The 22,839-nt window shown below is 33.0% G+C and carries 15 protein-coding genes; 4 read left to right on the top strand and 11 right to left on the bottom strand.

Features of this window, described 5'->3' with window-relative positions:
• Positions 1 to 4 precede the first annotated feature (4 nt).
• The 5 genes from GWR14_RS18145 to truA form a co-directional block, all read right to left on the bottom strand.
• Positions 5 to 3,343 (bottom strand): SusC/RagA family TonB-linked outer membrane protein, encoded by a 3,339-nt coding sequence (locus tag GWR14_RS18145; protein WP_163410497.1) that lies wholly within the window; start codon positions 3,341 to 3,343, stop codon positions 5 to 7.
• Between the two features lie 20 nt (positions 3,344 to 3,363).
• Positions 3,364 to 5,958, bottom strand: coding sequence for a zinc-dependent metalloprotease (locus GWR14_RS18140; RefSeq protein WP_163410496.1), 2,595 nt, complete (start codon positions 5,956 to 5,958; stop codon positions 3,364 to 3,366).
• 87 nt (positions 5,959 to 6,045) lie between these two features.
• Positions 6,046 to 7,527 carry a sensor histidine kinase gene (locus GWR14_RS18135; RefSeq protein ID WP_246236345.1) on the bottom strand — a complete coding sequence of 494 codons (1,482 nt, stop codon included), beginning with the start codon at positions 7,525 to 7,527 and terminating at the stop codon, positions 6,046 to 6,048.
• A 119-nt stretch (positions 7,528 to 7,646) separates the two neighbouring features.
• Complete coding sequence (locus GWR14_RS18130; protein ID WP_163410494.1) at positions 7,647 to 9,401, bottom strand: ABC transporter ATP-binding protein; 1,755 nt, start codon at positions 9,399 to 9,401, stop codon at positions 7,647 to 7,649.
• A 90-nt stretch (positions 9,402 to 9,491) separates the two neighbouring features.
• The gene (truA, locus tag GWR14_RS18125) at positions 9,492 to 10,232 is read right to left on the bottom strand and encodes a tRNA pseudouridine(38-40) synthase TruA (protein ID WP_163410493.1); all 741 of its coding nucleotides are present in this window, start codon (positions 10,230 to 10,232) and stop codon (positions 9,492 to 9,494) included.
• Positions 10,233 to 10,693: 461 nt separating this feature from the next.
• Between truA and GWR14_RS18120 the strand changes: the two genes are divergently transcribed.
• Positions 10,694 to 12,622, top strand: a complete 1,929-nt coding sequence (locus GWR14_RS18120) for an SPFH domain-containing protein (protein ID WP_163410492.1) — start codon at positions 10,694 to 10,696, stop codon at positions 12,620 to 12,622.
• 139 nt (positions 12,623 to 12,761) lie between these two features.
• Positions 12,762 to 13,259 carry a metallophosphoesterase family protein gene (locus GWR14_RS18115; RefSeq protein ID WP_163410491.1) on the top strand — a complete coding sequence of 166 codons (498 nt, stop codon included), beginning with the start codon at positions 12,762 to 12,764 and terminating at the stop codon, positions 13,257 to 13,259.
• Here the strand turns inward: GWR14_RS18115 and GWR14_RS18110 are convergent, their stop codons facing one another.
• From GWR14_RS18110 to GWR14_RS18100, 3 genes are all read right to left on the bottom strand, one after another.
• Complete coding sequence (locus GWR14_RS18110) at positions 13,260 to 14,948, bottom strand: tetratricopeptide repeat-containing sensor histidine kinase (protein WP_163410490.1); 1,689 nt, start codon at positions 14,946 to 14,948, stop codon at positions 13,260 to 13,262. It abuts the gene before it with no gap.
• A gap of 152 nt (positions 14,949 to 15,100) precedes the next feature.
• Positions 15,101 to 16,393: an HlyD family secretion protein gene (locus tag GWR14_RS18105; RefSeq protein ID WP_163410489.1), complete on the bottom strand. Its 1,293-nt coding sequence runs from the start codon at positions 16,391 to 16,393 to the stop codon at positions 15,101 to 15,103.
• 2 nt (positions 16,394 to 16,395) lie between these two features.
• A complete protein-coding gene (locus GWR14_RS18100) occupies positions 16,396 to 18,588 on the bottom strand; it encodes a peptidase domain-containing ABC transporter (protein WP_163410488.1) in 2,193 nt (730 codons plus the stop codon).
• Positions 18,589 to 18,909: 321 nt separating this feature from the next.
• Between GWR14_RS18100 and GWR14_RS18095 the strand changes: the two genes are divergently transcribed.
• Positions 18,910 to 19,080: a hypothetical protein gene (locus GWR14_RS18095; protein WP_163410487.1), complete on the top strand. Its 171-nt coding sequence runs from the start codon at positions 18,910 to 18,912 to the stop codon at positions 19,078 to 19,080.
• 137 nt (positions 19,081 to 19,217) lie between these two features.
• On the top strand, positions 19,218 to 19,343 hold the full coding sequence (locus tag GWR14_RS24030; protein ID WP_262888220.1) for a hypothetical protein: 126 nt from the start codon (positions 19,218 to 19,220) through the stop codon (positions 19,341 to 19,343).
• Between the two features lie 308 nt (positions 19,344 to 19,651).
• On the opposite strand, the gene GWR14_RS18090 is transcribed toward GWR14_RS24030, so the two are convergent.
• From GWR14_RS18090 to GWR14_RS18080, 3 genes are all read right to left on the bottom strand, one after another.
• A complete protein-coding gene (locus tag GWR14_RS18090) occupies positions 19,652 to 21,337 on the bottom strand; it encodes a tetratricopeptide repeat-containing sensor histidine kinase (protein WP_163410486.1) in 1,686 nt (561 codons plus the stop codon).
• A 112-nt stretch (positions 21,338 to 21,449) separates the two neighbouring features.
• Positions 21,450 to 22,112 (bottom strand): response regulator, encoded by a 663-nt coding sequence (locus GWR14_RS18085; protein WP_163410485.1) that lies wholly within the window; start codon positions 22,110 to 22,112, stop codon positions 21,450 to 21,452.
• 167 nt (positions 22,113 to 22,279) lie between these two features.
• The gene (locus GWR14_RS18080; protein ID WP_163410484.1) at positions 22,280 to 22,696 is read right to left on the bottom strand and encodes a DUF4293 domain-containing protein; all 417 of its coding nucleotides are present in this window, start codon (positions 22,694 to 22,696) and stop codon (positions 22,280 to 22,282) included.
• Between the last annotated feature and the right edge of the window lie 143 nt (positions 22,697 to 22,839).

The following is a 22,839-nucleotide window of genomic DNA, read 5'->3' as shown; positions in this document are numbered from 1 at the left end:
GGTATTAGAAAGTTACATTACATCCTAAAGTAAATGACTTAGGAACTGGTTGTGCATAAATGTTTCCGAAAGTTTCCGGGTCAAAGTAACCTTTGTAATCAGAACTAATTACGAATAAGTTTCTTGCCTCAACATTGAATCTGATGCTTTGAATGTTGATATGATCTGTAAATGATTTTGGGACTGTATAACCTAAACGCATACTGCTTAATCTCATATAACTCATTTCACTAACCCATGTGTCTAAATAATTCATTGTAGGGATTTGATTTCCACCAGAATACCATAAATAGGCCATGTAAGAATCTCCTGTTCCGGAATCTTTACCATTAATTGCTGGTAAGTTAGAAGATGTATTAGTTGGAGACCATGCATTTAAAACATCTCTACTGTAATTTTGTCCTCTGTCTACTAATGTTCCGTTATAAGGAGGAGTTTTTACTACAGTTTGTTTTAGATTAAAAGCTGCTGCAATGGTAAGGTCAAAATTCTTTACTGTAAATGTATTAGTAATACCTCCTGTAAATTTAGGATCTCTATCACCTAAGTAAGTAAACAAATCTCTAAACTCATTTGCTGTTAGATTTGATTGTGTAAGTTCTCCTGGGAAAAAGTCAGCAAAAGGATCGTATAAACCAAAGAATGTTTGAGAATTTACTGTTTCTCCTTTTTTATTTACAAATAAAGGATATCCGTTTTCGTCAATTCCCTTTGTTTTAAATCCAAAAACAGCATTTACAGGACGACCTTCTCTGCTTGGTAAATAATCTGTATCGCGAACTTCTGTACGATCAATATTGCTTTTGTTGTGAGAGAAGTTAATACTTGTATTCCACTTAAAGTTTGGATGGTCAATGTTTTTTGTAGATAAAGTGATTTCGTAACCTTTATTACTTACTTGTGCCCAGTTCATGTTAGTATATTCAAATCCATTTTCTAATGGAATAGATCTTAAACTAATTAGATCAGTACTTTTTCTTTTGTATAAATCACTAACAATGCTGATACGGTTGTTAAATAATCCAACATCAGCACCAAGGTTGATATTTTCTGTTTTTTCCCAACGTAATTTATCGTTTGGTGGACTTTCAACAACAATTGTTGGTTCTGTCTGACCAGGAAGAATAGTACTTGTACTGATTTTACCTACTACAAAAGGAGAGGTATTTTTGTCGATATTTCCTTGTAAACCATAAGAAGCACGAAGTCTTAAATTAGAAAGCGTTAGGTTTTCTTTTAAGAAATCTTCTTCAGAGACTGCCCATGAAGCAGAGGTAGACCAAAGCGGCAAATATTTATATTTTGGATCTACACCAAATAAATCTGAACCATCATATCTAACACTTCCAAATATGCTATACTTTCTGTCGTATGTATAAGCAGCTGTTGCAAAGAATGATGCAAATGCATTCTCATTTTTAGCTTTAGCGTATGCTATCCAATCTGATTCTTTTGCAAAACCTGAATTTGGGAAAACAATTTGCTGTGTTGTTAAATTCTTCTCGTCAAAACCAAATCCTTTAGTTGAAACAGTTGTAGCGTAATTTCTTCTCAACTCATTACCAACCATAGCTTCAATTTCGTGTTTTTCTCCTATTTTTTTAGAGAAATTCGCCATTGTTTTCAGGTTATACTGGAAAAAGTCTGTATTTGAATTTTGAATTACACCACCAACAGGAAGGAAATACTGCTGATTTCCACTACTAAAATAACTGGATTTTTCTCTTAGGTTTCGGGTGTAATAAGTGTCTTTACCGGCAAATTTCTCACTAGCTGTATTGTCTAACTGAAGACCTAATTGAGAAGTTATTTTTAAGTCTTTAGTAATTTTATATTCAGCATCAAATAATGCTTTTACTGCTCTTGTTTTTAATTCGTGAGAAGTATTTTCTCTTTCTTCTAAGAAGTTAAATGGTACTTTACGTTCTGAATAGCCTACAATATCATCATCGTATTTATAACTTCCATCGGCATTGAATGGAACTAAATATGGATTTACGTTTCTGGAATAGTTAGAAGGACTTGTAAATGCGTAAGAATCTGTCAGGTAAGATGTGTTTTTGTTTTCAGAACCAAAAATACCAACACCAACTTTAAATTTGTCTGTTATCTCAAAGTTGTTTTTTAAGGTTACGTTGTAACGTTTGAAGCCTGTTCCAACAGTTGTTCCTTTTTCGTCATAGTATCCTAAAGAGAAATAGTAATCAGACTTTTCTCCACCACCTGATAAACTCAAACCGTGCTGCGTATTCACAGCATTTTGGTATAATAAGTTCCCCCAGTTTGTATTATTATTTCTTAAATCATTGATAGATTGCTGAGTTGCGGGACTCAAAGAAGAGAATCCGCCAGCTCTGAATGCAGCTAATTCATTTGATTCGTTTAAGATACGTGCAATCTCTCCTCCAGAATCTCTGTAAGTCAAATCAGAACGGCTCGCCATGTTAAGCTCTAAATCAACTTTTTCGCTTGCATTCATTAAGTTTAATTTGGAAAAGTCAGGTCTTTGTGTAATAAATACGTTGGTATTAAAGTTTACTACCATTTTACCTGCTTTACCTTTTTTGGTAGTAACCACGATTACACCATTTGCAGCGCGTGCACCATAAATCGCTGTTGCAGCTGCATCTTTTAAAATGGTAATATCCTTAATATCATCAGGGTTTAAACCAGAAATAGAGTAGTTGCTTAATACATCGATGTTATCTTTATCAAAGTTTTTAGGAACTTCATTTCCTTCCAATGGTAATCCGTCAAGTACCCATAACGGATCTTGTGTACCGCTAAGAGAAGCTGTACCTCTGATTCTGATTCTTGCAGGTGCTCCTGGAGCTCCAGATGGTGTACTTACAGCAACCCCGGCAATTTGTCCTACCAGTAACTGGTCAATACTGGAAACTCCTGTTTGCTGAATCGCAGCCATGTCAATTTTTGTAACCGCAGCAGTAAGTTTTCTTTTCTCAATTTTTTGGTAACCCGTTACAACAACCTCCTGAAGTTTTGCAGTCTCAGATTTTAAGTTGATTGTATAATTTTTTTGAGCAGATAATTCAAGCGTATATGATTGGTAGCCCATGAATGTAACTCTCAAAGAAGTAATGTTTTTCCCGATTTTCAAAGTGAATTTACCATCGAAATCCGTGGTAGTTCCGATTCCTTCACTTTGGATAATTCCTGCCATGGCAGTTTTGTTTGAAATGGAATTATTCTCAACGTAAATTGATGCACCAGGTATTGGTGACAAATCAGCTTCGTCCTGAATGATCCCCGTAATAGTACGATTTTCCTGCGAGTATCCTGCAATGGCCAGGAACAGCAGTAAGGCATGTAAAATTTTTTTCATGTTTTTGGATTGGGTATTTATTAAAAGGTTGTATTATTCAAAGCTTTATCGATTCGTTGTATCAAATCGCGGTAATGGTTTTGGGTAGATTCATCCCCCGTGTTCTTTTTTAGTTTTAATAACTGAAGTACTTTTGTTAATTCTCCTTTTTTATCTGAAGTTACTTCTGTAACTCTTTTTAAAAAAGAATTATTAATGTTTCTCACCATATGTGCATCGTCTAAAGAACATAAATGAGGCATTTGTAATGTTTCTTGTATTTCAATCGGTTTTTTAATATCTGTTTTTTCAAACAATTTATTTGTAGAAACAATCAAAACATCAACATAATTTTTCTGTGTCATTCTTTCCAGGATAGTCAAAGATTTATTTAGAATAGTTCCTGCAAACACATTCTGATGTATTTTTTTAAACAACTCATTTACGGTAAAGACCTTCTCATTGGTTTTATTTCGCTGGTATAATTCGTTTTCTGTCATTCGAAGTAAACGATCATCGTTTAATAATTTATACATAATATCGTATTGTAACTCTCTTGATAGTGTGTATGGTGTGTACTCATAAGGTCCAAGAGGAGTATCTTTCAATGGATTTGTTTTATCTAAAATGCTATTAAAAAACAACCACTGTGGAATCGTAAGTGCATTTTTAACTAAATAATCGGCCGCTCTTTTCTGCATGGCTGCAGGAACCGGAACATAACTTTGTTTATTGTCGCCGTGAACCGTTGTATTTAAGTAAATACCTCCAATATTGTTCATTACATGACGATTGTACATTTGCCATTGTCCGATAGCTCCGATATACAGTTTACCCGTTTCGTAGTAAGGCTGATCTTTATCGTGAGTCCAGTTTAATATATTATCGACAACACGTTTTAAGTTTTTCAAACCGTATTCGCTTGCTTTTACCGCATCGTTTCCTAAATCTTCAGACTGTGAACGAGGATCAATTATCTCTCCCTGCTGTTCACCATAAAAATAAACAGGATCGTTTTGGTGTTTGGCAATCAATGCGTTTAGCTTAACGGTTTCGTTTTCGTCTGGAGAGTACCATCTGTATCCCCATTCGATAGCATACTTATCGTATTCTCCAATTTTAGGAGTAATAACGCTAACACTATCTTCCGGCTGTGCTACATAATTGTACCGGGCATAATCCATGATAGAGGGAGCAGTACCGCCCATTTTTGCTGTGAATTCTTTAGAACGTAAAGACTCAACATCATAAGCAAACGAAGATCCCATATTGTGTTTTAAACCAAATGTGTGTCCTACTTCGTGAGACGAGGCAAAACGTATTGCTTCTCCCATATGCTCATTGCTAAAAATATTTCCTCTGGCTTTCGGATCAATAGGGCCGGTCTGGATACGCATCCAGCTTTGAAGAGAAGTCATAACATTGTGCCACCAGATGATGTCGGCTTCAATAATTTCACCACTTCTCGGGTCAACAACAGATGGCCCCATAGCATTGGATTTTGGAGATGCTGCATAGGTAATTACAGAGTAACGTACATCATCAATATCAAAATCTAAATCATTTTCAGTAGGTTCTTTTGCAATAATGGCATTTTTAAAACCAGCTCTTTCAAAAGCTGCCTGCCAATCGTGAACTCCATCAATAATATACTTTCTCCATTGTTTAGGAGTAGACGGATCGATGTAATAAACGATTGGTTTTTTCGGCTCTACTAATTCACCTTTCAAATAACGTTCTTCATCTTCTTTTTTTGGTTCTAAACGCCAGCGTGTAATCAATTCTTTTTCAAGCATTGCCTGCTGTGCATCGGCAAAATACCAATGCTTTTCAGTGAAATACCCAATACGGTTATCAGAAAAACGAGGTTTCATTGGGGTTTTGTCCAATAAAATAATATTACTTGTTACACCAAGGGTTACTGATGTTGGAATTCCGTCTTCAGGAATTGAAGTCGTTAACTGCGATTTTACAATAATGTTTTTAGGAAACGATTTTGCGCTTTCTATATAGGATAAATCAGATTTTATAGAGCTGATTAATCCGGTATTGCTTATTAAGTCATTGAAACTCTTTTGTTTACCGTCGAAAATTTTGTTTACTTTAATAACAACAGAAGTCGAGTCGTTATTTTTACTTTCAATATCAAAAACCTCAATAATAGATTCTGAAAAATTATCTTTTACAGAAGCTGTTATGGCATCATCTTTAGGTGAAGAAACTTTTGGGAGATAAGATTTTACCCAAACTTTATTTGCAATTGTATCTTTATAAAAACTGATTACTTTGTTCTCATAATTCATTCCTTTGTTTAGACCATATTCGTTTATCTGAAAAGGAACCTGTGATACTTTGTTTACAATCAAAAATTCTCTTTTAAACAAACTATCCTGAATTTCGAAATAAAGATCAGTCTTAACTTGTATAATATTGAAGAGGCCTTTTTTTACAGTTCCTTTTTTTACAAGCTCATTATATTTTTTTCCTTTCTTAGCAGATGTTGTATCTTTTGCTATTTCAGTACCTTTTTCTTTATTCTTATTCTTTTTTTGAGAATAAACAGAAATCGAACCTAATAAAAATAAAAGCAATACAGCGATTACTTTTAAGTTATACAGGATAGCCTTTTTCCTCATTTTGATAGTAAATTTAAATTGAATCTGAGCGCGAAACTATTCGTTTCGTGCTCAAATAAAAAGAGAAAAGGAGTGAGTGGCTTTTTTTTAGGAGTGAATGGATATTAATGGTAAAATACAAACAAAATTGCCCTCTTTTTCTGAGGTTTTGAAATTGGTTCTGGAATAAAAATTATAGACACTTGACAGGTATTTCAGTCCAAAATTTGTGCTTGGTTCACTGTGTGTCTTTTTTTGGAGATTGTTGCTGATAATGACCTGATCTTTCTGAATCAGGATTTCTGTTGTCAATGGATTTTCGGCTGTAGCCATGTTATGTTTAATCGTATTTTCAACTGCAATCTGAAAAGCCAGATAGGGAATAAATTTAGTTAAAGCTTCTTCGTCTTCAATTTTTATCAAAAAGAAAAGTTCTTCCTTAAAACGGGTTTGCTGTAAAAAGATGTATTTTTCAATAAATAATAATTCTTCTTTTAATGGAACAATATTTTTTTCAGGCGGGTCAATTAAATAGCGATAAATACGAGATAAATTCAATGTAAATTTCTGTGCTGTTTTTACATCGGTTCCAACCAGCATATAAAGTGAATTGAGTGAATTAAACAAAAAATGCGGATTGATCTGCTCTTTTAACTGCTGCAGCTGAATCAGGGCTTTTTCTTTTACAATTTTTTCGTTCTCAACAAGCAGTTTGTTTTTTTCTTTAATCGCAATTCCTTTTTCTTTGTAGGCGCGTCTGTTTGCATACGAGAATAAATAGAAAATGACTAACAGCATGATAGTCGTAATAGAATAAATCCATGTTGAATATTTTCTGATCAAATCTACATTTTCATCAATGAAGATTTTAGGAAAATTAGAACAAATAAACCAATGCGTACCTTTGATATCTAGTTTTTTTGTAAACCGAATTACATCCAGTTTCAAATACTCAGACATGGTAACTCTTTTTACATAATCCTGTTTTTTACTGTAAATAGTATCAATAGAGCGGATAGAAGAAACTTTATAAATGTTTTTGCCTATAAAAGTTGAATCAGGGTGGTAGATACATGTTCCATTTTTATCAAAAATAAAAGCATAGTTAGTAGCTGTTTTATCCGCAGTAGACAAATAATCGCGGATTTTTTTTAGGCTGATATCGTAACCGAAACGAACTGTTGTATTATTTTTAGAAATCAGCTTAAAATAAATCCGCCAGATCCATTCCTTTCCAAAAGGAACAATTGTGCTTATATGGTCTGAATTTTTATATTGAAGAACAAATTTTTCAGTATCATTAATTTCCGCCTGAGTAGCAGTAGAATCAGTTCCAAACCTAATTTTCTCACCGTTAATCTGAAACCAGTTATTTACGATCAAAGAATTGGTTGTCTGTACCGAGGATAAAACTTTTAAATTCGAAGATAAATTCTCTGGAGTACTAATTTTTAAGACATGTTTTATTCGGTTTTCCTGTTCCAGGAGTTTTGAAAATTCCTGCGATATGAATTCCTGCTTTTTAATAAAATTACGCTGCGCCATATCTTCATTGGCTCTCTCTGTAAGATCAGTAATTAAGTTACTCAAAATGTAAACAGAAGAAACTGTAAGTAAAATAGTGAATGCGACGTATATAAAAAAAGCACGCCTGGATGTTATTTTTTTTAATCTAAATTTCAAAGGGTGTATATATAAGTAGAAGTGTTCTAATTTGCAACCGAAAATTGCGAGTCGTAAAGATTTTTGTAATATCCGTCTGTTTTGGCTAATAATTCCTGATGTGTGCCCTGCTCAACAATCAGGCCTTTGTCCATTACTATGATTTTATCGGCATTCACAATGGTTGCGAGACGGTGCGCTATGATGATTGAAGTTCTTCCTTTGGTAATTGTTTCGGTAGCACGCTGAATCAATTCTTCAGAATAAGTATCAATTGATGAAGTTGCTTCATCCAAAATCAAAATACTCGGATTACTCACATACGAACGTAAAAAAGCAATCAGCTGTCTTTGTCCGGATGAAAGCATTACGCCACGTTCCTTAACATCAAAATCATAATTATCGGGAAGACTCATAATAAAATCATGAACACCGATTTTCTTCGCGGCATCCAGAACTTGTTCACGGGTGATTCTCGGATTGTGCAAAGTAATATTGTTGTAAATCGTATCGGCAAACAAAAACACATCCTGTAAAACCACAGCAATTTGTTTTCGTAAAGATGCCAGAGTATAGTTTTCTATATTTTCGCCATCAATGCAAATTGTTCCGCTGTTAATTTCATAAAAGCGGTTCAGCAAATTGATAATTGTAGATTTTCCTGCTCCGGTCGAACCTACAATTGCAACCGTCTGTCCGGAAGCTACAGATAAATCAATTCCTTTTATAACTTCTTCTTCGGAAATATAACTAAAACGAACCTGTTTAAATTCGATGCTTCCATCAAAAACCGGAGCTTCAATCGTTCCTGTATCCTGAATATGATCCTGCGTATCAATAATATCAAAAACACGATTGGCGGCAATCATTCCCAACTGCATCTCATTGAATTTATCTGCAATTTGTCGTAAGGGATTAAAAAGCATTCCGATAAACATAGTATAAGAAAATAAATCTCCAAAAGTCGTAAAGTTATCTCCGTTCAGAATTTTAAAACCGCCAAAAACAACCACTAATCCTAAAGTAATTGATGAAATGATATCAGCAATCGGAAAGAAGATCGAGTTGTACAGAATCGTTTTTATCCATGCAACTCGGTGTTTGTCATTTATAGCCCTGAAATTCTCAGCTTCAATTTTTTCACGGTTAAAAAGTTGAACGATTTTCATTCCTGTTACACGTTCCTGAACAAATGAATTCATATTAGCAATCTGTGTTCTTACTTCTTCAAACGCCACCTGCATTTTACGCTGAAAAATTCGGGTAACGTAAACCAAAATTGGCATAGCAACAATCACAATCCAGGTCAGTTTCCAGTTCATGTAAAACATAAAAAGCAAAACTACCAGCATTTTCATCAAATCACTGATAATCATAAAAAGCCCCTGACTGAAAATACGGGCAATAGATTCAATATCCGAAACCGATCGGGTTACCAGCTGACCAACCGGAACCAAATCAAAATATTTCATTCTGAAACTTAAAATATGTTTGAACAGTTTATTTCGAATATCTTTTACAATATCCTGTCCGAGCCAGTTGGCCCAATACACAAAATAAAACTGAGAGAAAACCTCCATCAATAAAACAACTCCCATAAGGATAATGTACATTAACAAACCGTATTTATCATGCGTTTTAATATAACCATCAACAGTTTGTTTCAATAAGTACGGGCGAAGCGCTGCAAAAATCGATAATGAAATCGCAAAAACTATAACGCCGTAATAGCGCCATTTATAAGGTTTGGTATATTTTAGAATCCGTTTGAATAATCCGGTGTCAAATGCTTTTGCTTTCATTATATTTTTTAGGAGCTATTTCCTGCTTTTCACTTCAATCTTTTTTGTTTTTAAAGAAAAAACAAAAAAGGATTTCCGTTGCAATCAGGGCTATTTTATGATGTAATCGTAATAAATATCGGTTAAATATAAACCATGTGCCGGAACCGAAAAACCGGCTTTTTCTCTGCTTTTGCTCGCAATGATATTCTCAAAATCGGATAGTGTAATTTTATGTAATCCGATATTGATTAAAGTTCCCACAATTGCCCGAACCATATTTCGTAAAAAACGATTCGCTGAAATGGTAAAAACCAATTTGTCTTTTTCCTGCTTCCAGTACGCCTCAAAAACCGTGCAATCAAATGTATTGACATCGGTATTTACTTTCGAAAAACACTGAAAATCGGTATGCTTCAGTAAAATCTGCGCCGCTTCATTCATTAAATCAACATCCAGTTTCTGATTTACATACCAACTTAACCCTTCTAAAAACGGATTTTTAACTGTATTGATATGATATTCATAGGTTCTTTTGGTGGCATCAAATCGGCAATGTGCATCATCATGAACCGGAATCAGATTATAAACAGCTATATCTTTTGGTAAATACGAATTTATCTTATGCACTAAAACCGGAATATCAATTGATTTATCTAAATCAAAATGCCCGTACATTTCAGAAGCATGGACTCCCGTATCAGTTCTTCCGGCTCCCATAACATTTATGTCTGAATTTAATAAAACTGAAAGTGCTTTATTTAAAGTTTCCTGAACTGATGAAGCATTCGGCTGAAACTGCCAGCCATGGTAATGAGTTCCGTTATAGGCAAATTGAATAAAATATCTCATTGTGAGGGACAGAGGTTTTGAGTTGCAAAGGTACAAAGGTTTTTTTTAAAAGCCGCTACGGTTCTGAGGAGCTAAGGTTCTAAGTTTTTTTTATCGCAATTAATGTGTAGAGACACACAGCAGTGTGTCTTACGTCAGATTGGTAAATTGTATATAATTAAGTATAATATTTCCGATATATTTTAAAATCGATAAATATCCATTTCAATAAAATCTAAAAACAAAACTTAGAACCTTAGCAACTTAGAATCTCAGAACCTTTGTTAAAATCCTTTAAAACCGAAAATGCAAATCATAGTTTGTCCGGCTAAAAATCGTGTCAGAAATTGACAATTCCAACGATATAATTTCAGGCGTTTTTTAACATTTTTAAGAAGAAAATTCTAAATGTTAATTTTAAAAAGTTTTCATTTTAACATTTACTATTTCTCCTATGTTTGTACTATTAAATATCAAAAACTATGAATGAAATTACTTCTTACTGGTGGATAATTTTAATTTTATTTGCCATTGTTTTTTACAAATTTATTTTGCGTGTTTTCTTCGGAATGGTTATCGTTCCTGAAGATAGGATTGGTTTAGTGACCAAGAAATTCGTTCTGTTTGGGGCAGACAAATCATTGCCGGATGGTCGTATAATTGCTACAAAAGGCGAAGCGGGTTATCAGGCACAAACGTTGGCTCCGGGTTTATACTGGGGAATGTGGATCTGGCAATATTCAATCGATATGACCGGATTCACCCTTATTCCGGAAGGTAAAATCGGATTGGTTTTAAGTAAAGATGGAAAGGAAATTCCAACAGGGAGAATCTTGGCCAGAAAAGTAGAAAGTGACAATTTTCAGGATGCTACTGCCTTTCTGAATAATGGAGGTCAAAAAGGACGCCAGACGGCTTTTATTACTACAGGATCGTATCGTATCAATACTTTCTTGTTCGAGATTGTGATTGCAGATCAGATCAAGATTTATGAAAACATGATCGGTATCGTAACAGCCCTGGATGGAGAGCCAATTCCACAGGGGCAGATTGCAGGTAAATTTGTTGAGAACCATAATAATTTTCAGGATTTTGACAAGTTTCTGGAACAAGGAGGGAATCGTGGTTTACAGCCTCAGGTTATGTTGGCAGGTTCTTATTATATTAACACCTGGGGAATTTTAATTGAACAGAACCCGATGACTGATGTGCCTATTGGTTATGTTGGTGTAGTGATTTCTTATATTGGTGAAGACGGTCAGGATGTTACCGGAGATACTTTCAAACACGGAAACATCGTTTCAAAAGGACAAAGAGGTGTCTGGATGGAACCTTTTGGACCCGGTAAATATGCTTTGAATAAATATACAACAAAACTGGAACCTGTTCCAACAACAAATCTGGTTTTAAACTGGGCAAATGCACGAAGCGAATCTCACGATTTAGATAAAAATCTTTCTACGATTACAGTTCGTTCAAAAGACGGTTTTCCATTTAATCTGGATGTTGCACAAATTATTCACGTTCCGGCAAATGAAGCACCAAAGGTTATTGCACGTTTTGGAAGCATGAATAATCTGGTTTCTCAGGTTTTAGAGCCTACAATTGGTAACTATTTCAGAAACTCAGCTCAGGATAGTGATGTAATTTCGTTTCTTACAACCAGAAAGGAACGCCAGGAGTCTGCTAAAAATCATATTAAGTTAGTTCTTGACGAATATAACGTAAATGCAGTGGATACCCTAATTGGAGATATTGTTCCGCCGGATTCATTGATGAAAACTTTGACAGACAGAAAACTGGCAGAAGAAGAACAAAAAACCTATCAAACCCAAAAGCTGGCACAGGAACAGCGTCAGGGTATGGAAAAAGAAACCGCCATTGCCGATATGCAGAAAGAAATTGTACGTGCTTCTCAAAGTGTTGAAATCGCACAGCGTACTGCAGATGCTACAGTTAAGAAAGCAGAAGGGGATGCTACAAGTTTAAAACTGAATGTAAACGCAGAAGCCGAAGCAACAAAAATGCGAGCAAATGCTGAAGCTGAAGCAACTAAAGCAAGAGCAGGAGCACAGGCAGAAGCAACAAAACTGAACGCAAGTGCAGAGGCTGAAAGAATTTCAAAAACCGGTTTAGCCGAAGCTGAGAAAATTATGGCAATTGGTAAATCAACCGCAGAAGCGTATCAGCTTCAGGTAAGCGCAATGGGTGGTGATAACTTTACGCGTTATAAAGTAACCGAAGAAATTGGTAAAGGAAACATCAAAGTGATTCCGGATGTATTAATTTCAGGAAATGGCGGTTCTGATGGCTCTATCAGTGGTTTGTTAGGTTTGAAACTAATGGAAATGATGGATACCAAAGACACGAAAGATTTAAAAGACGTTAAAACCCAAAAGCCTAAAAATTAATTTTTTTTAGTAGAGACGCACAGCCGTGCGTCTAAATCAAAAATCAAAGATCCGATTGTGAAAGCAATTGGATTTTTTTTGATAAATAGTATTAGTAAAATCTGAGTATCTTAGCACCTCAGAATCTTAGTTTTTCAGAATGAAAAAAATCCTCCTCCTTTCCGATACGCACAGTCATATTGACGACATCATTTTAAAATATGCAGCACAGGCAGATGAAGTCTGGCATGCGGGAGATATTGGGGATTTAAACGTTACAGATACTTTAAAAAAACTAAAACCATTGCGTTGTGTTTATGGAAATATCGATAATGCTGAGGCAAGATTGGAATTTCCGCTTCATAACAGGTTTATGAGTGAAAATGTTTCGGTCTGGATTACACATATTGGTGGTTATCCCGGAAAATACAATCCGAATATCAGGGAAGAGATGGTTGCAAACCCACCTAAATTATTCATCTGCGGACATTCGCACATTCTGAAAGTAATGTTTGACAAAAAAAACAATTTATTACACATGAATCCGGGAGCTGCGGGAAAAAGCGGTTTCCATCAAATGCGAACCATGCTTCGTTTTGTGATTGATGGTGACAAAATCAAAGATCTAGAAATTATAGAAATTGGCAAAAGAGCTTAATTAATCATTCAGGGGTACATTAATTATAATGGAAGTTCCCTGATAGATCTTTGAGGTTACATTAAAATGTCCATTGAGGTTATTTATTCTCGCCCTGATCTGATTAAGTCCGAAGCCTTCAACAAAATTAAATTTATTGGTATCAAATCCTTTTCCGTTATCTGTAATTTCAATAATCATTTCGTCGTCATTTTCCATTAACGAAACAATTGCTTTACTAGCCTTACTATGCTTGATGATATTATTTAGAAGTTCAGAAATGATATAGTAAATCCTGGTTTCAAACTGTTCTGTGTATCTTTTTTTAATTGGAATAGTATTTCGAAACTCAAAAAGTAAAGTCGAGTTAGAGTATTTTTCACATAAATCATCCAAAGCATATAATAATCCGAAACGAACCAAAAGAGTAGGTAGCAAATCATGCGAAAGATCCCTAACCTTATCATGGGTTTCATCCAGAATAAATTTCGTTTTTATGATCTCATCAGAAACAGGATTATTTTGTGCTAAAAACACATTAAGATGCATTCCTGCTGATGATAATGATGCACTAATGGTATCGTGCAAAAATAAAGCAACTTTTTTTCTTTCGCTTTCCTGCCCATCTATACTGGCATTGATTAAATTTTGGTGTATTTTATTCTGAATATTTTTAATCTTGTTTTTTTGTTTCAGTTTGGCGTTCTGGAGAAAAAAGTAAAAAAGAATTGTTATGATGATAAATAGCATAATAATGACTCCAAAAACCTTCATATGACGGGATTGTTCTTCCTGTAATAATTTTTGTTTGTTCTTGTATTCTGTTTCGATTTTATCAACTTCTCTTTTAAATTCATCCAGTTCAAGATTGACACCAATTAGTTTTGTTTTTTTTTGTTTTGCCAAAGCAAGGATTTCATCAGTAAGCCGATTAAATTCTAATATGTTTTCATAAGCCTTTTTATAATTTTTGTTTTTAAATAAAAAAGCAGCATATTTTTTATGTGTTATCGATAGATCTAATTTTTCGTCATTTTCATTGCCTAATCGAATCGCTCTTAAGAAGTGAAAATTTGCTTTTAAGGTATCATTTATATGGTCATAATAAACACCGTTTAACATATTTAATGCAACGTATGTTGATTCGTCTCCATATTGTTTAAATTGATTTAGATATTTCAGATATTGCAAGCCTTTATTAAAATTCTTAATCTCAAAATAAGCCCAGCTTAAGTTAAGTTTTCTAATAAAAATTAGTGAGGTATCGGATGAATTATTACAATATCGAAGAGCTTTCTCGTAATGGAATATTCCTTTTTGATATTGATTTCTTTCGAAAAAATAAATATTTGCTAAATTATTATTAATCCTGCCTTTGAAGATGCTATTATCTGTTTTATTGATGTAGTATAGAGCTTTTATGTAAAAAGGGAATGCTTTATCCGGCATAAGTAAATCATCAAAATTTACTCCAATTAAATTGTAACTTCGTGCGATTAAATAATTATTATTGATTTTAATAGCATATTTTAAAGCGGCTCTTGATTGTGTTAAAGATTTTTCATGATTATTAAACTTCCAGTATTTTGTCGCTTCATTTAATAGTTTATCAATTTCGTCTTTTGAAATTATCTTACTTTGACAATAAAAGTTATTGCTAAAACAAGTTAGTAATATGAAGAGTAATGAAATAATTCGAATTTTACGCATTTAATAAATAGGATAGCTTTTAAGATGTTCCTTTAGGAAATTTTATTCAAATATAATAATTGAATTTATTCTTATTAAAAAAATGTAACTATTTAGAATTCAGTATTAATTTTTTTATATAATAATGCAGTAAAGAAATATAAAAAGAAAGCTTAAACTTGCTCAAAAATACTTTTAAACTCATATAATATCCGCTCAATTAATCGTAAATCCTCAGTAATAATTTCTGCATTTCCTTTCATTTCCTGTTGAAAAACGATTTGTTTATGATAGGAAGTCGTTAAGCCATTGGGCAGTGTTACATCAAGAAATAAATTTCCATCCTTATCGGGTACCAGAGAAATGTTTTTAATTTTTCCTTGTAAAACACCAAATTGGCTGTCCGGAAAATTTGCCAGGCGAATATTAACTCTTTGACCCGTTTTTATTTTTCCTGAATTTAAAGCAGGAGCTTTTGCTTTTCCGATAAAACTGTTTTTGGCATAGGGAATAACAGAGAAAACATTATCACCTGTGGTTATGGTTTGGTTTTCTGTCCAAACCTGCAAAAAAGTTACCACACCGTTTACAGAAGATTTTAAGGTGTAAGCAAGTTCCCAGTCTCTGATCACTTTTTTTAACTGATAAAAAGATTGTGATACGCCGCGTTCAAGATTAACTTCTTCTTTGGTGCTGTTTATTTCTGAGTTCTGACTTGATTTTTTATTGTCTATCAGAGAGGATTTTAGCTGAGAAATTGACGACAAAAGGCTTTTATAATTTTTTTGTGACTGAAGAAAACTTAATTTACGGGTTTCTATTTCCTGGGCAGAAATTATTCCTTTATTGAATAAAATTTCATAGCGGGAAATTTCATTTTTTTGTAGTTCCAATTCTCCTTCGTTGATTTTCTTTTGCTGCAACAGGATTTCTAATCTTTCTTTTATCTGGATATTTTCAGAATGTTGTGCCCTGTTTTCAATTTCAAAAGGATGCAGTTTTTTGTTTAATTCCTTTGCCTGATAGTCTTTTTGGAAAAGGGCAAAAGCATTTTCTATTTCTCCGAGCTGTAAGTTTTTTAATAATGCAAAAGGAAATTCTTTTTTAGGATCATTAATATTATACTGGTTTACAATATTTTTTAATAAAAAAACATCTTTATAATTTGCGGTATTTTCTATAACAGCAAGCGTACTGTTTTTAGAGATTATAGCTTTATTTTTTACTAAAATTGCCTCAATGCGTCCGGTAGATTTGGCTACAATTTTCTCAGGCGGGATGTGCGTAGTAATTACAATTTCTGTATTCACAACATCGGGGTACTTAATGAGCCAGGAAACAAAGAACAGCATTAATATGATTACAAATAGTAAAACACTGCCCCATCGGATCATCCAATGAGGTACTTTGCTTAAGATATCTTGGACTTCTTCGCTTCTTAATTCAAATGTTGTATTTTCTGCCATGATTAATTTCCTAACTGTAATTGATTTTTAACCAATTCAAAATAATTTCCTTTTTGTTCCACTAATGAAGAGTGAGACCCTATTTCTATAATTTTTCCTTTATCTAAAACCACAATCTGGTCAGCATTCATAACTGTACTCAAGCGATGTGCGATTACTACGACAGTTTTGTTTTTGAAAAAAATATCCAGTTTATGCATGATTTTTTTCTCATTATTGGCATCTAAAGCTGAAGTGGCTTCATCAAAAAACAAAATCTCAGGATTTTTATAAACTGCTCTTGCGATTAACAGTCGCTGTTTTTGCCCGGTACTCATTCCTAATCCTTCAGCACCTGTTTTGGTATTATATCCCAGCGGAAGTTCACTAATGTATTCTTTAATATTGGCTACATCTGCAGCATACACGAGTCTTTCTTTATTAATCTGATCCTCACCAAATGCAATATTATTAGCAATCGTGTCGCTAAAAATAAAACCTTCCTGCATTACTGCTCCTATATTTGATCTCCAGGCTTTCTGAGAGATATTTTTAAGATTAGAATGACCAATTGTTATCTTTCCTTTTTCGGGCTCATAAAACTTAAGCAGTAGTTTCATTAAGGTTGTTTTACCGCTTCCGCTGGTTCCAACTATGGCGGTTATTTTATTAGCAGGTATTACAAGGTTCAAATTATCCAGTACAGGACTATCAGATCCTAAATATCTATAAGTAAGATTCTTTATTTCAATATCAGAATCAACAGGAACATCATTCGTCTGGTGAATTTCTTGTTGGGTCTCGTCTTCTTTTTCGTGAATTTCGGATAATCTTGCTAATGATATTTTTGCGTCCTGAAGTTCTCGTACAAATTCAATAAGCTGCGTAATAGGTCCGTTTAAACTCCCCACAATAGAGCTGATTGCGAGCATCATTCCCAGGGTAATTGAACCGTCAATTACTAATTTGGCAGATAAAAAAAGGATAAAAATATTTTTGAGTTCATTAATAACAGACGATCCGATGGTTTGCCACTGTTCTAAAATTAATCCTTTTATAGAAACTCTGAAAAGTCTTGCCTGAACATATTCCCAGCCCCAACGTTTCTGCTTTTCTGCATTATGTAATTTGATCTCCTGCATTCCGTTTATAAGTTCTATTACTTTGCTCTGTTCCTGTGATACTTCTGTAAAACGTTTGTAATCAAGTATTTCTCTTCTTTTTAAGAATAGCGTAATCCATCCGAAGTACAAAGCACTTCCAGTAAAAAAGACTAAAAATACTTTTAGATTAAAATAAGCCAGTACTCCCCCAAGAATGAACATGTTAATTATAGAAAATAATAAATTTAAGGAGGATGTTGTCAGGATTTTTTCTATTCTGTGATGATCATTTATTCGCTGTAAAATATCTCCCGTCATTCGGGTATCAAAAAATGAAATAGGCAAATTCATTAGTTTGATGAAAAAGTCTGAAATTAACGAAATATTTATTCTGGTAGAAAGATGCAGTAATATCCAGCTTCTGATAAGTTCTAAACCAGTTTTTCCGGCAAAAAGGAATAGCTGTGCAAAAAGGATTAAATAAATAAAATGGATGTTTTGATTTTGTATACCAATATCAACAATACTCTGGGTTAAGAAAGGAAAAATAAGCTGCAATATACTGCTAGCCAGTAAGCCTATACCTAATTGTGTCAAAAATGATTTATAAGGAAGAACATATCGGGATAAAATGCCTAAGCCTAATCTGTGATTCTGTTCTTTGTCAAAATCCGACTGAAAAAAAATAGGTGTTGGCTCCATCAATAAAGCAACTCCTTCCTGAGTTTGATCATCGGCATTATTCCCTATCCAGAATCTTAAAAAATCTTTCTTGTCGTATTCAATTAAGCCAAAAGCAGGGTCAGAAATATAGTAGGTTCCCTTTTTTATTTTATAAAGTACTACATAGTGTTTTTTATTCCAGTGTACAATACAAGGCAGCGGCGCTTCTTGTAATTTTTGTAGATTTAATTTAACACCTAGTGTCCTAAAATTAATTTTCTCTGCGGCATCACTTAAGAAAAACAGGTTACTTCCCTGACGGGTGGTTTCGCTAATATTTCTTAAATCTTGTATACGGATGGTTTTACCGTAATGTTTGGCTATTATTTTTAAACAAGTGGGGCCGCAGTCTTTAAAATCGGCCTGTTTATAATGGGGAAATTTTTTCAATTTAATATACGATTAAATCATTGTCGAAAATAGTTTATCTATGTGTGTACAAAAATAGGGTATTTACTTTCTGAAATTTGTACAAACAGTTTTTTTTCTGGTTAATATTTTTATTGTTTTTTATGTTTTTTTATTGTTTTAACTTTTTGTGTAAAAATATTTTATTAAATAATGTTTATTGTAATTAAAAATATAGTATTATTGTGTGTTAGTTGTTTTGTCAGATATTAGGTGTTGTGATAAAACTAATAAAAAAGACATATTTCTCAAGTGTCTGATAATGATTGAGATATTTTAAATTGAATTTTAACCCAAAAAATTATGTCAAAAAGATTTTTAGAAACAGCAGAAATGCAGGATTTAGCAGGAAACGAACAAAAAAAGTTCTTTTTTACCGATGAAAAAGAAGAACAAAAAGAGGAAGAACAAAAAGAGGAAGAAGAAATAGCAGAAGATGAGAGGGGTAGAAAAGGCGGGAAAACAGAGGCTTAATATTAAAAAAATTAGTACGAAGTTAAGAAATTGAAATTCTCTGTTTTTTTAAGGGATTAAAACTTTAATTTTTGCACGGCTCGTATCATTTTTTTTTAAACTATAAGAGTTTATAAACCAATTAAAACCATAGAATTATGTTAGAAAAATTTTTAGAAGTAGAAGGAGTAGAAGTGTTGGCAGGAAAGGAGCAGCAAAGTATTGTTGGAGGAGAAAATGTTGAAGATGGGAGGGGAAGAAATGGCGGGAAAGCTGATGCATAATACTAATAGTTATTAATAGTATTTTTTAAAATTAAAGCTAAAAAGGCATTGTAATATTTAAACTAAATAAAATCATAAAATTATGTTAGAAAAATTTTTAGAAGTAGAAGGAGTAGAAGAATTGACAGGAAAAGAACAAAAAAGTATTGTTGGAGGAGATGATGATAGAAAAGGTGGTAAAGTAGAAGTTTAAATAAAATAGTTTATTAAAATCAACTTCTGAAAAGAGTTGAAAGTAAACAAGATAATATTTATCATTTGTATTAAACAAAGAAACGCTTCTATATAGAAGCGTTTCTTTGTTTAATTTACCCGTTTAAAGGAACACTAATCGTAATTGAAGTTCCCTGATTGATTTTAGATATAACATTAAAAACTCCGTTCAGGTTATTTATTCGGGCTTTGATCTGATTAAGCCCAAACCCTTCAACAAAATTAAAATCATTGGTGTCAAATCCTTTTCCGTTATCAGTAATTTCAATCGTCATTTCGTGCTGTTTTTCTTGTAATAAAACAACTGCATTATGGGCTTCACTATGTTTAATAATGTTGTTTAAAAGTTCAGAAACAATATGATAAATTCTGGTTTCAAATTGTTCTGGATATCTTTTTTTAATTGGTATAGTATTCCTGAAATCAAAATGTAAAGTTGAATTAGAGTATTTTTCACATAAATCATCCAAAGCATATAATAATCCAAAACGCACCAATAGAGTAGGAAGCAGGTCGTGTGAAAGGTCTCTTACCTTATCATGAGTTTCATCCAGAATAAATTTTGTTTTTATGATTTCGTCAGAAATGGGATTGTTTTGTGCCAAAAATACGTTGAGATGCATACCTGCAGATGACAGCGAAGCACTAATGGTATCATGCAAAAACAATGCGACTTTTTTTCTTTCACTTTCCTGTCCGTCAATACTGGCATTGATTATATTTTGATGTATTTTATTTTCAATATTTTTAATCTTGTTTTTTTGTTTAAGCTTTGTATTTTGATAAAAGAAGTAAAAAAGAATTGTGATGAATAAAAATAGGGAGAGAGTGATTATGAATATTTTTTGATTGCGTTTTTTTTCTTTATGAAATAATTGTTCCCTGTTTTTATACTCGATGCCCATTTTATCTATCTCGCGTTTAAATTCATCAATTTTAAGATTGATTCCGGCGATTTCTGTTTTACGGGCTTTATCTTGAAGGGCAATCTTGCTGTTTGTTTTATCGTAAGCATTGAGGTTTATGTAAGCCTTTTTATAATTTCCATTTTTGAATAAAAAACGGGCGTATTCCTGATAAATAAAAGATAAGTCTGTATCTTCATCATATTTGATGGCATTTTTGATCCCCTGATTAAAATTGTAATCTGCTTTTTGATTGTTTTTCTTGAAATCGTGGTACATACCATTGAGCAAATACGTAACAGCTAAGGTAGTTGCAGAACCATGTTTTTTGTGTGCATTGATGTAATTTAGATAAGGTGTTCCTTCAGGAAAATTTCCGACATCAAAGTATGCCCACGCAATGTTAAGGTTGGTCATGAAAATTTGGGCAGAATCTTTTGTTGCCCGACTGAAATAGAGAGATTTTTTATAATATGAAACACCTTTTCCGTATTCTTTTTTGTCGAAACAATAAATGTTTCCAATGTTGTTGTAAAGCCAGTTTTGCAATTCTAAATTATTGGCTTTTTCAGCATATATTAGACTTTTTTTATAATAAAATAAAGCTTTTTCGGGTTCAGTGATACCATCAAAGTTGGCTGCTATTGTATTGTAGGCCTTTCCTATTAAATTATTGTTTTCTGATAGGAGTGCATGATTTAAAAGCAGCCTGGCCTGAAGTAAGGATTTTTCGTAATTCTCTTTGTGCAGATTTACTGTTGCTTCGTTATAAAGCTTTAACAGTTCTTTTTCAGTATAGCTTTTTTTTTGTCCGACAGTAGTAGCTACAGAAAGTACAAGTATGCAAAAAGATATAAAATAACGATGAATATGCATATTAAAGATTTAGGCGGATAAAATTGTATTTTAAAAACTTTAAAATGAAATTCATAATTAGTTGAAGAGTATTGTTTTTTCGATAATCGGTTGGTTTAATTTTTTGAATGATTTAGGATTTTATCAAATTGTTTTTAATAGCATATTTTACCAGCCCAATAGTGTTTTTGGTCTGTAATTTTTTCATGATATTTTTACGGTGGGTTTCTACTGTATTTGTACTGATGAATAATTGTTCGCTAATTTCTTTTCCACTGTATTCGAGCGAAATTAGAGTCACAATTTCTAATTCACGGCTAGTCAGAATAGAGTTTTCAGGAAAATTATTTTTGTTTAATTTAGGGTTGTTTTCTGTAAAAGTGTTGAAAATTTTCTCTCTTACAGAGTTGCAAAAATATTCTTGTCCCTGATTTACAGCATCAACGGCTTCAATAATATTTTCGCCGGCGCATTTTTTGGTAAGATAGCCGCTGGCACCCAGATTCATAACTTCCTTGATGATTTTTAAATCATCATAGCTCGACAAAATAATAACTTTGCAAGGGAATCCTTTTTGCTGAAATTCTTTTAATACTTCGATACCGTCTTTTTCCGGCATGCTTAGGTCAAGTATTAATATTTGGGCATTGTTGGCTGTTACTTCTTCATGGATGGTCAAACCATTTGAAGATGAGCCTACAATTTCAAAATCCGGGACAGTGGTTAATAAGTTTGTTAAGCCGTCAATGAGAACCAAATGATCGTCTGCTAAATGTATTTTTATTTTTTGTGTCATATATTGATTAGAAAATAGCGATGTAAAATTATATAAAAACTATTTATAAATGCTTTGTTTTTTCTGTTTTTTTGCATATTTTACAGGGAATTAGTTAAACATGTGTACAAAAAAACCCGAATTTCACAATTCGGGTTCTCTTCGCGCAATAAACTAAGTTTATAGGTTTATCTCAAACGATCCACAGATTTTACAAGATCTTCGTCCTTTTTGATGGCCTTATTAGCTAAAACTAATAACACGATAGCGACAATAGGAAGAAACATCCCAATACCTTTCTCAGAAACAGCATTCACTGTTTCTCCAGATAAATTTAGCGAACGGTAAACAAATAATCCTAATAAAATTAAATTTAATATGATGTTCAGCCTGCCCATAACAAACTGATTTTGTCTCTTTTTGAATGAAATAATACTAATTAGTGTCAGCATAGTGCTTAGCCCTAATATGATAGTGTAAAGCTGACTCTCCATGAAATAAAATGCTTTACCATTATTTAATGTCCAAAGTGGGGTAAAAAATAGTAACACACCTGTAATTAAAAAGGTAAGAATTAAATATACTGTCTGAATTCGTTGTAGCATGATTTGAAATTGTTTTACAAAAATATATTTTCTTTTTTATAAATACTATTGTGTGATAAAATTTTATTCGTATTATTGCATCGTAATACCGTAAGCACTTCATACTGCGGTCAATCCTAAATAATTATCTACTCTGTCTTTTT

It is taken from the genome of Flavobacterium ajazii (assembly GCF_010614725.1).
GTDB lineage: Bacteria > Bacteroidota > Bacteroidia > Flavobacteriales > Flavobacteriaceae > Flavobacterium > Flavobacterium ajazii.
This window is presented reverse-complemented; position numbering and strand designations above follow the sequence as displayed.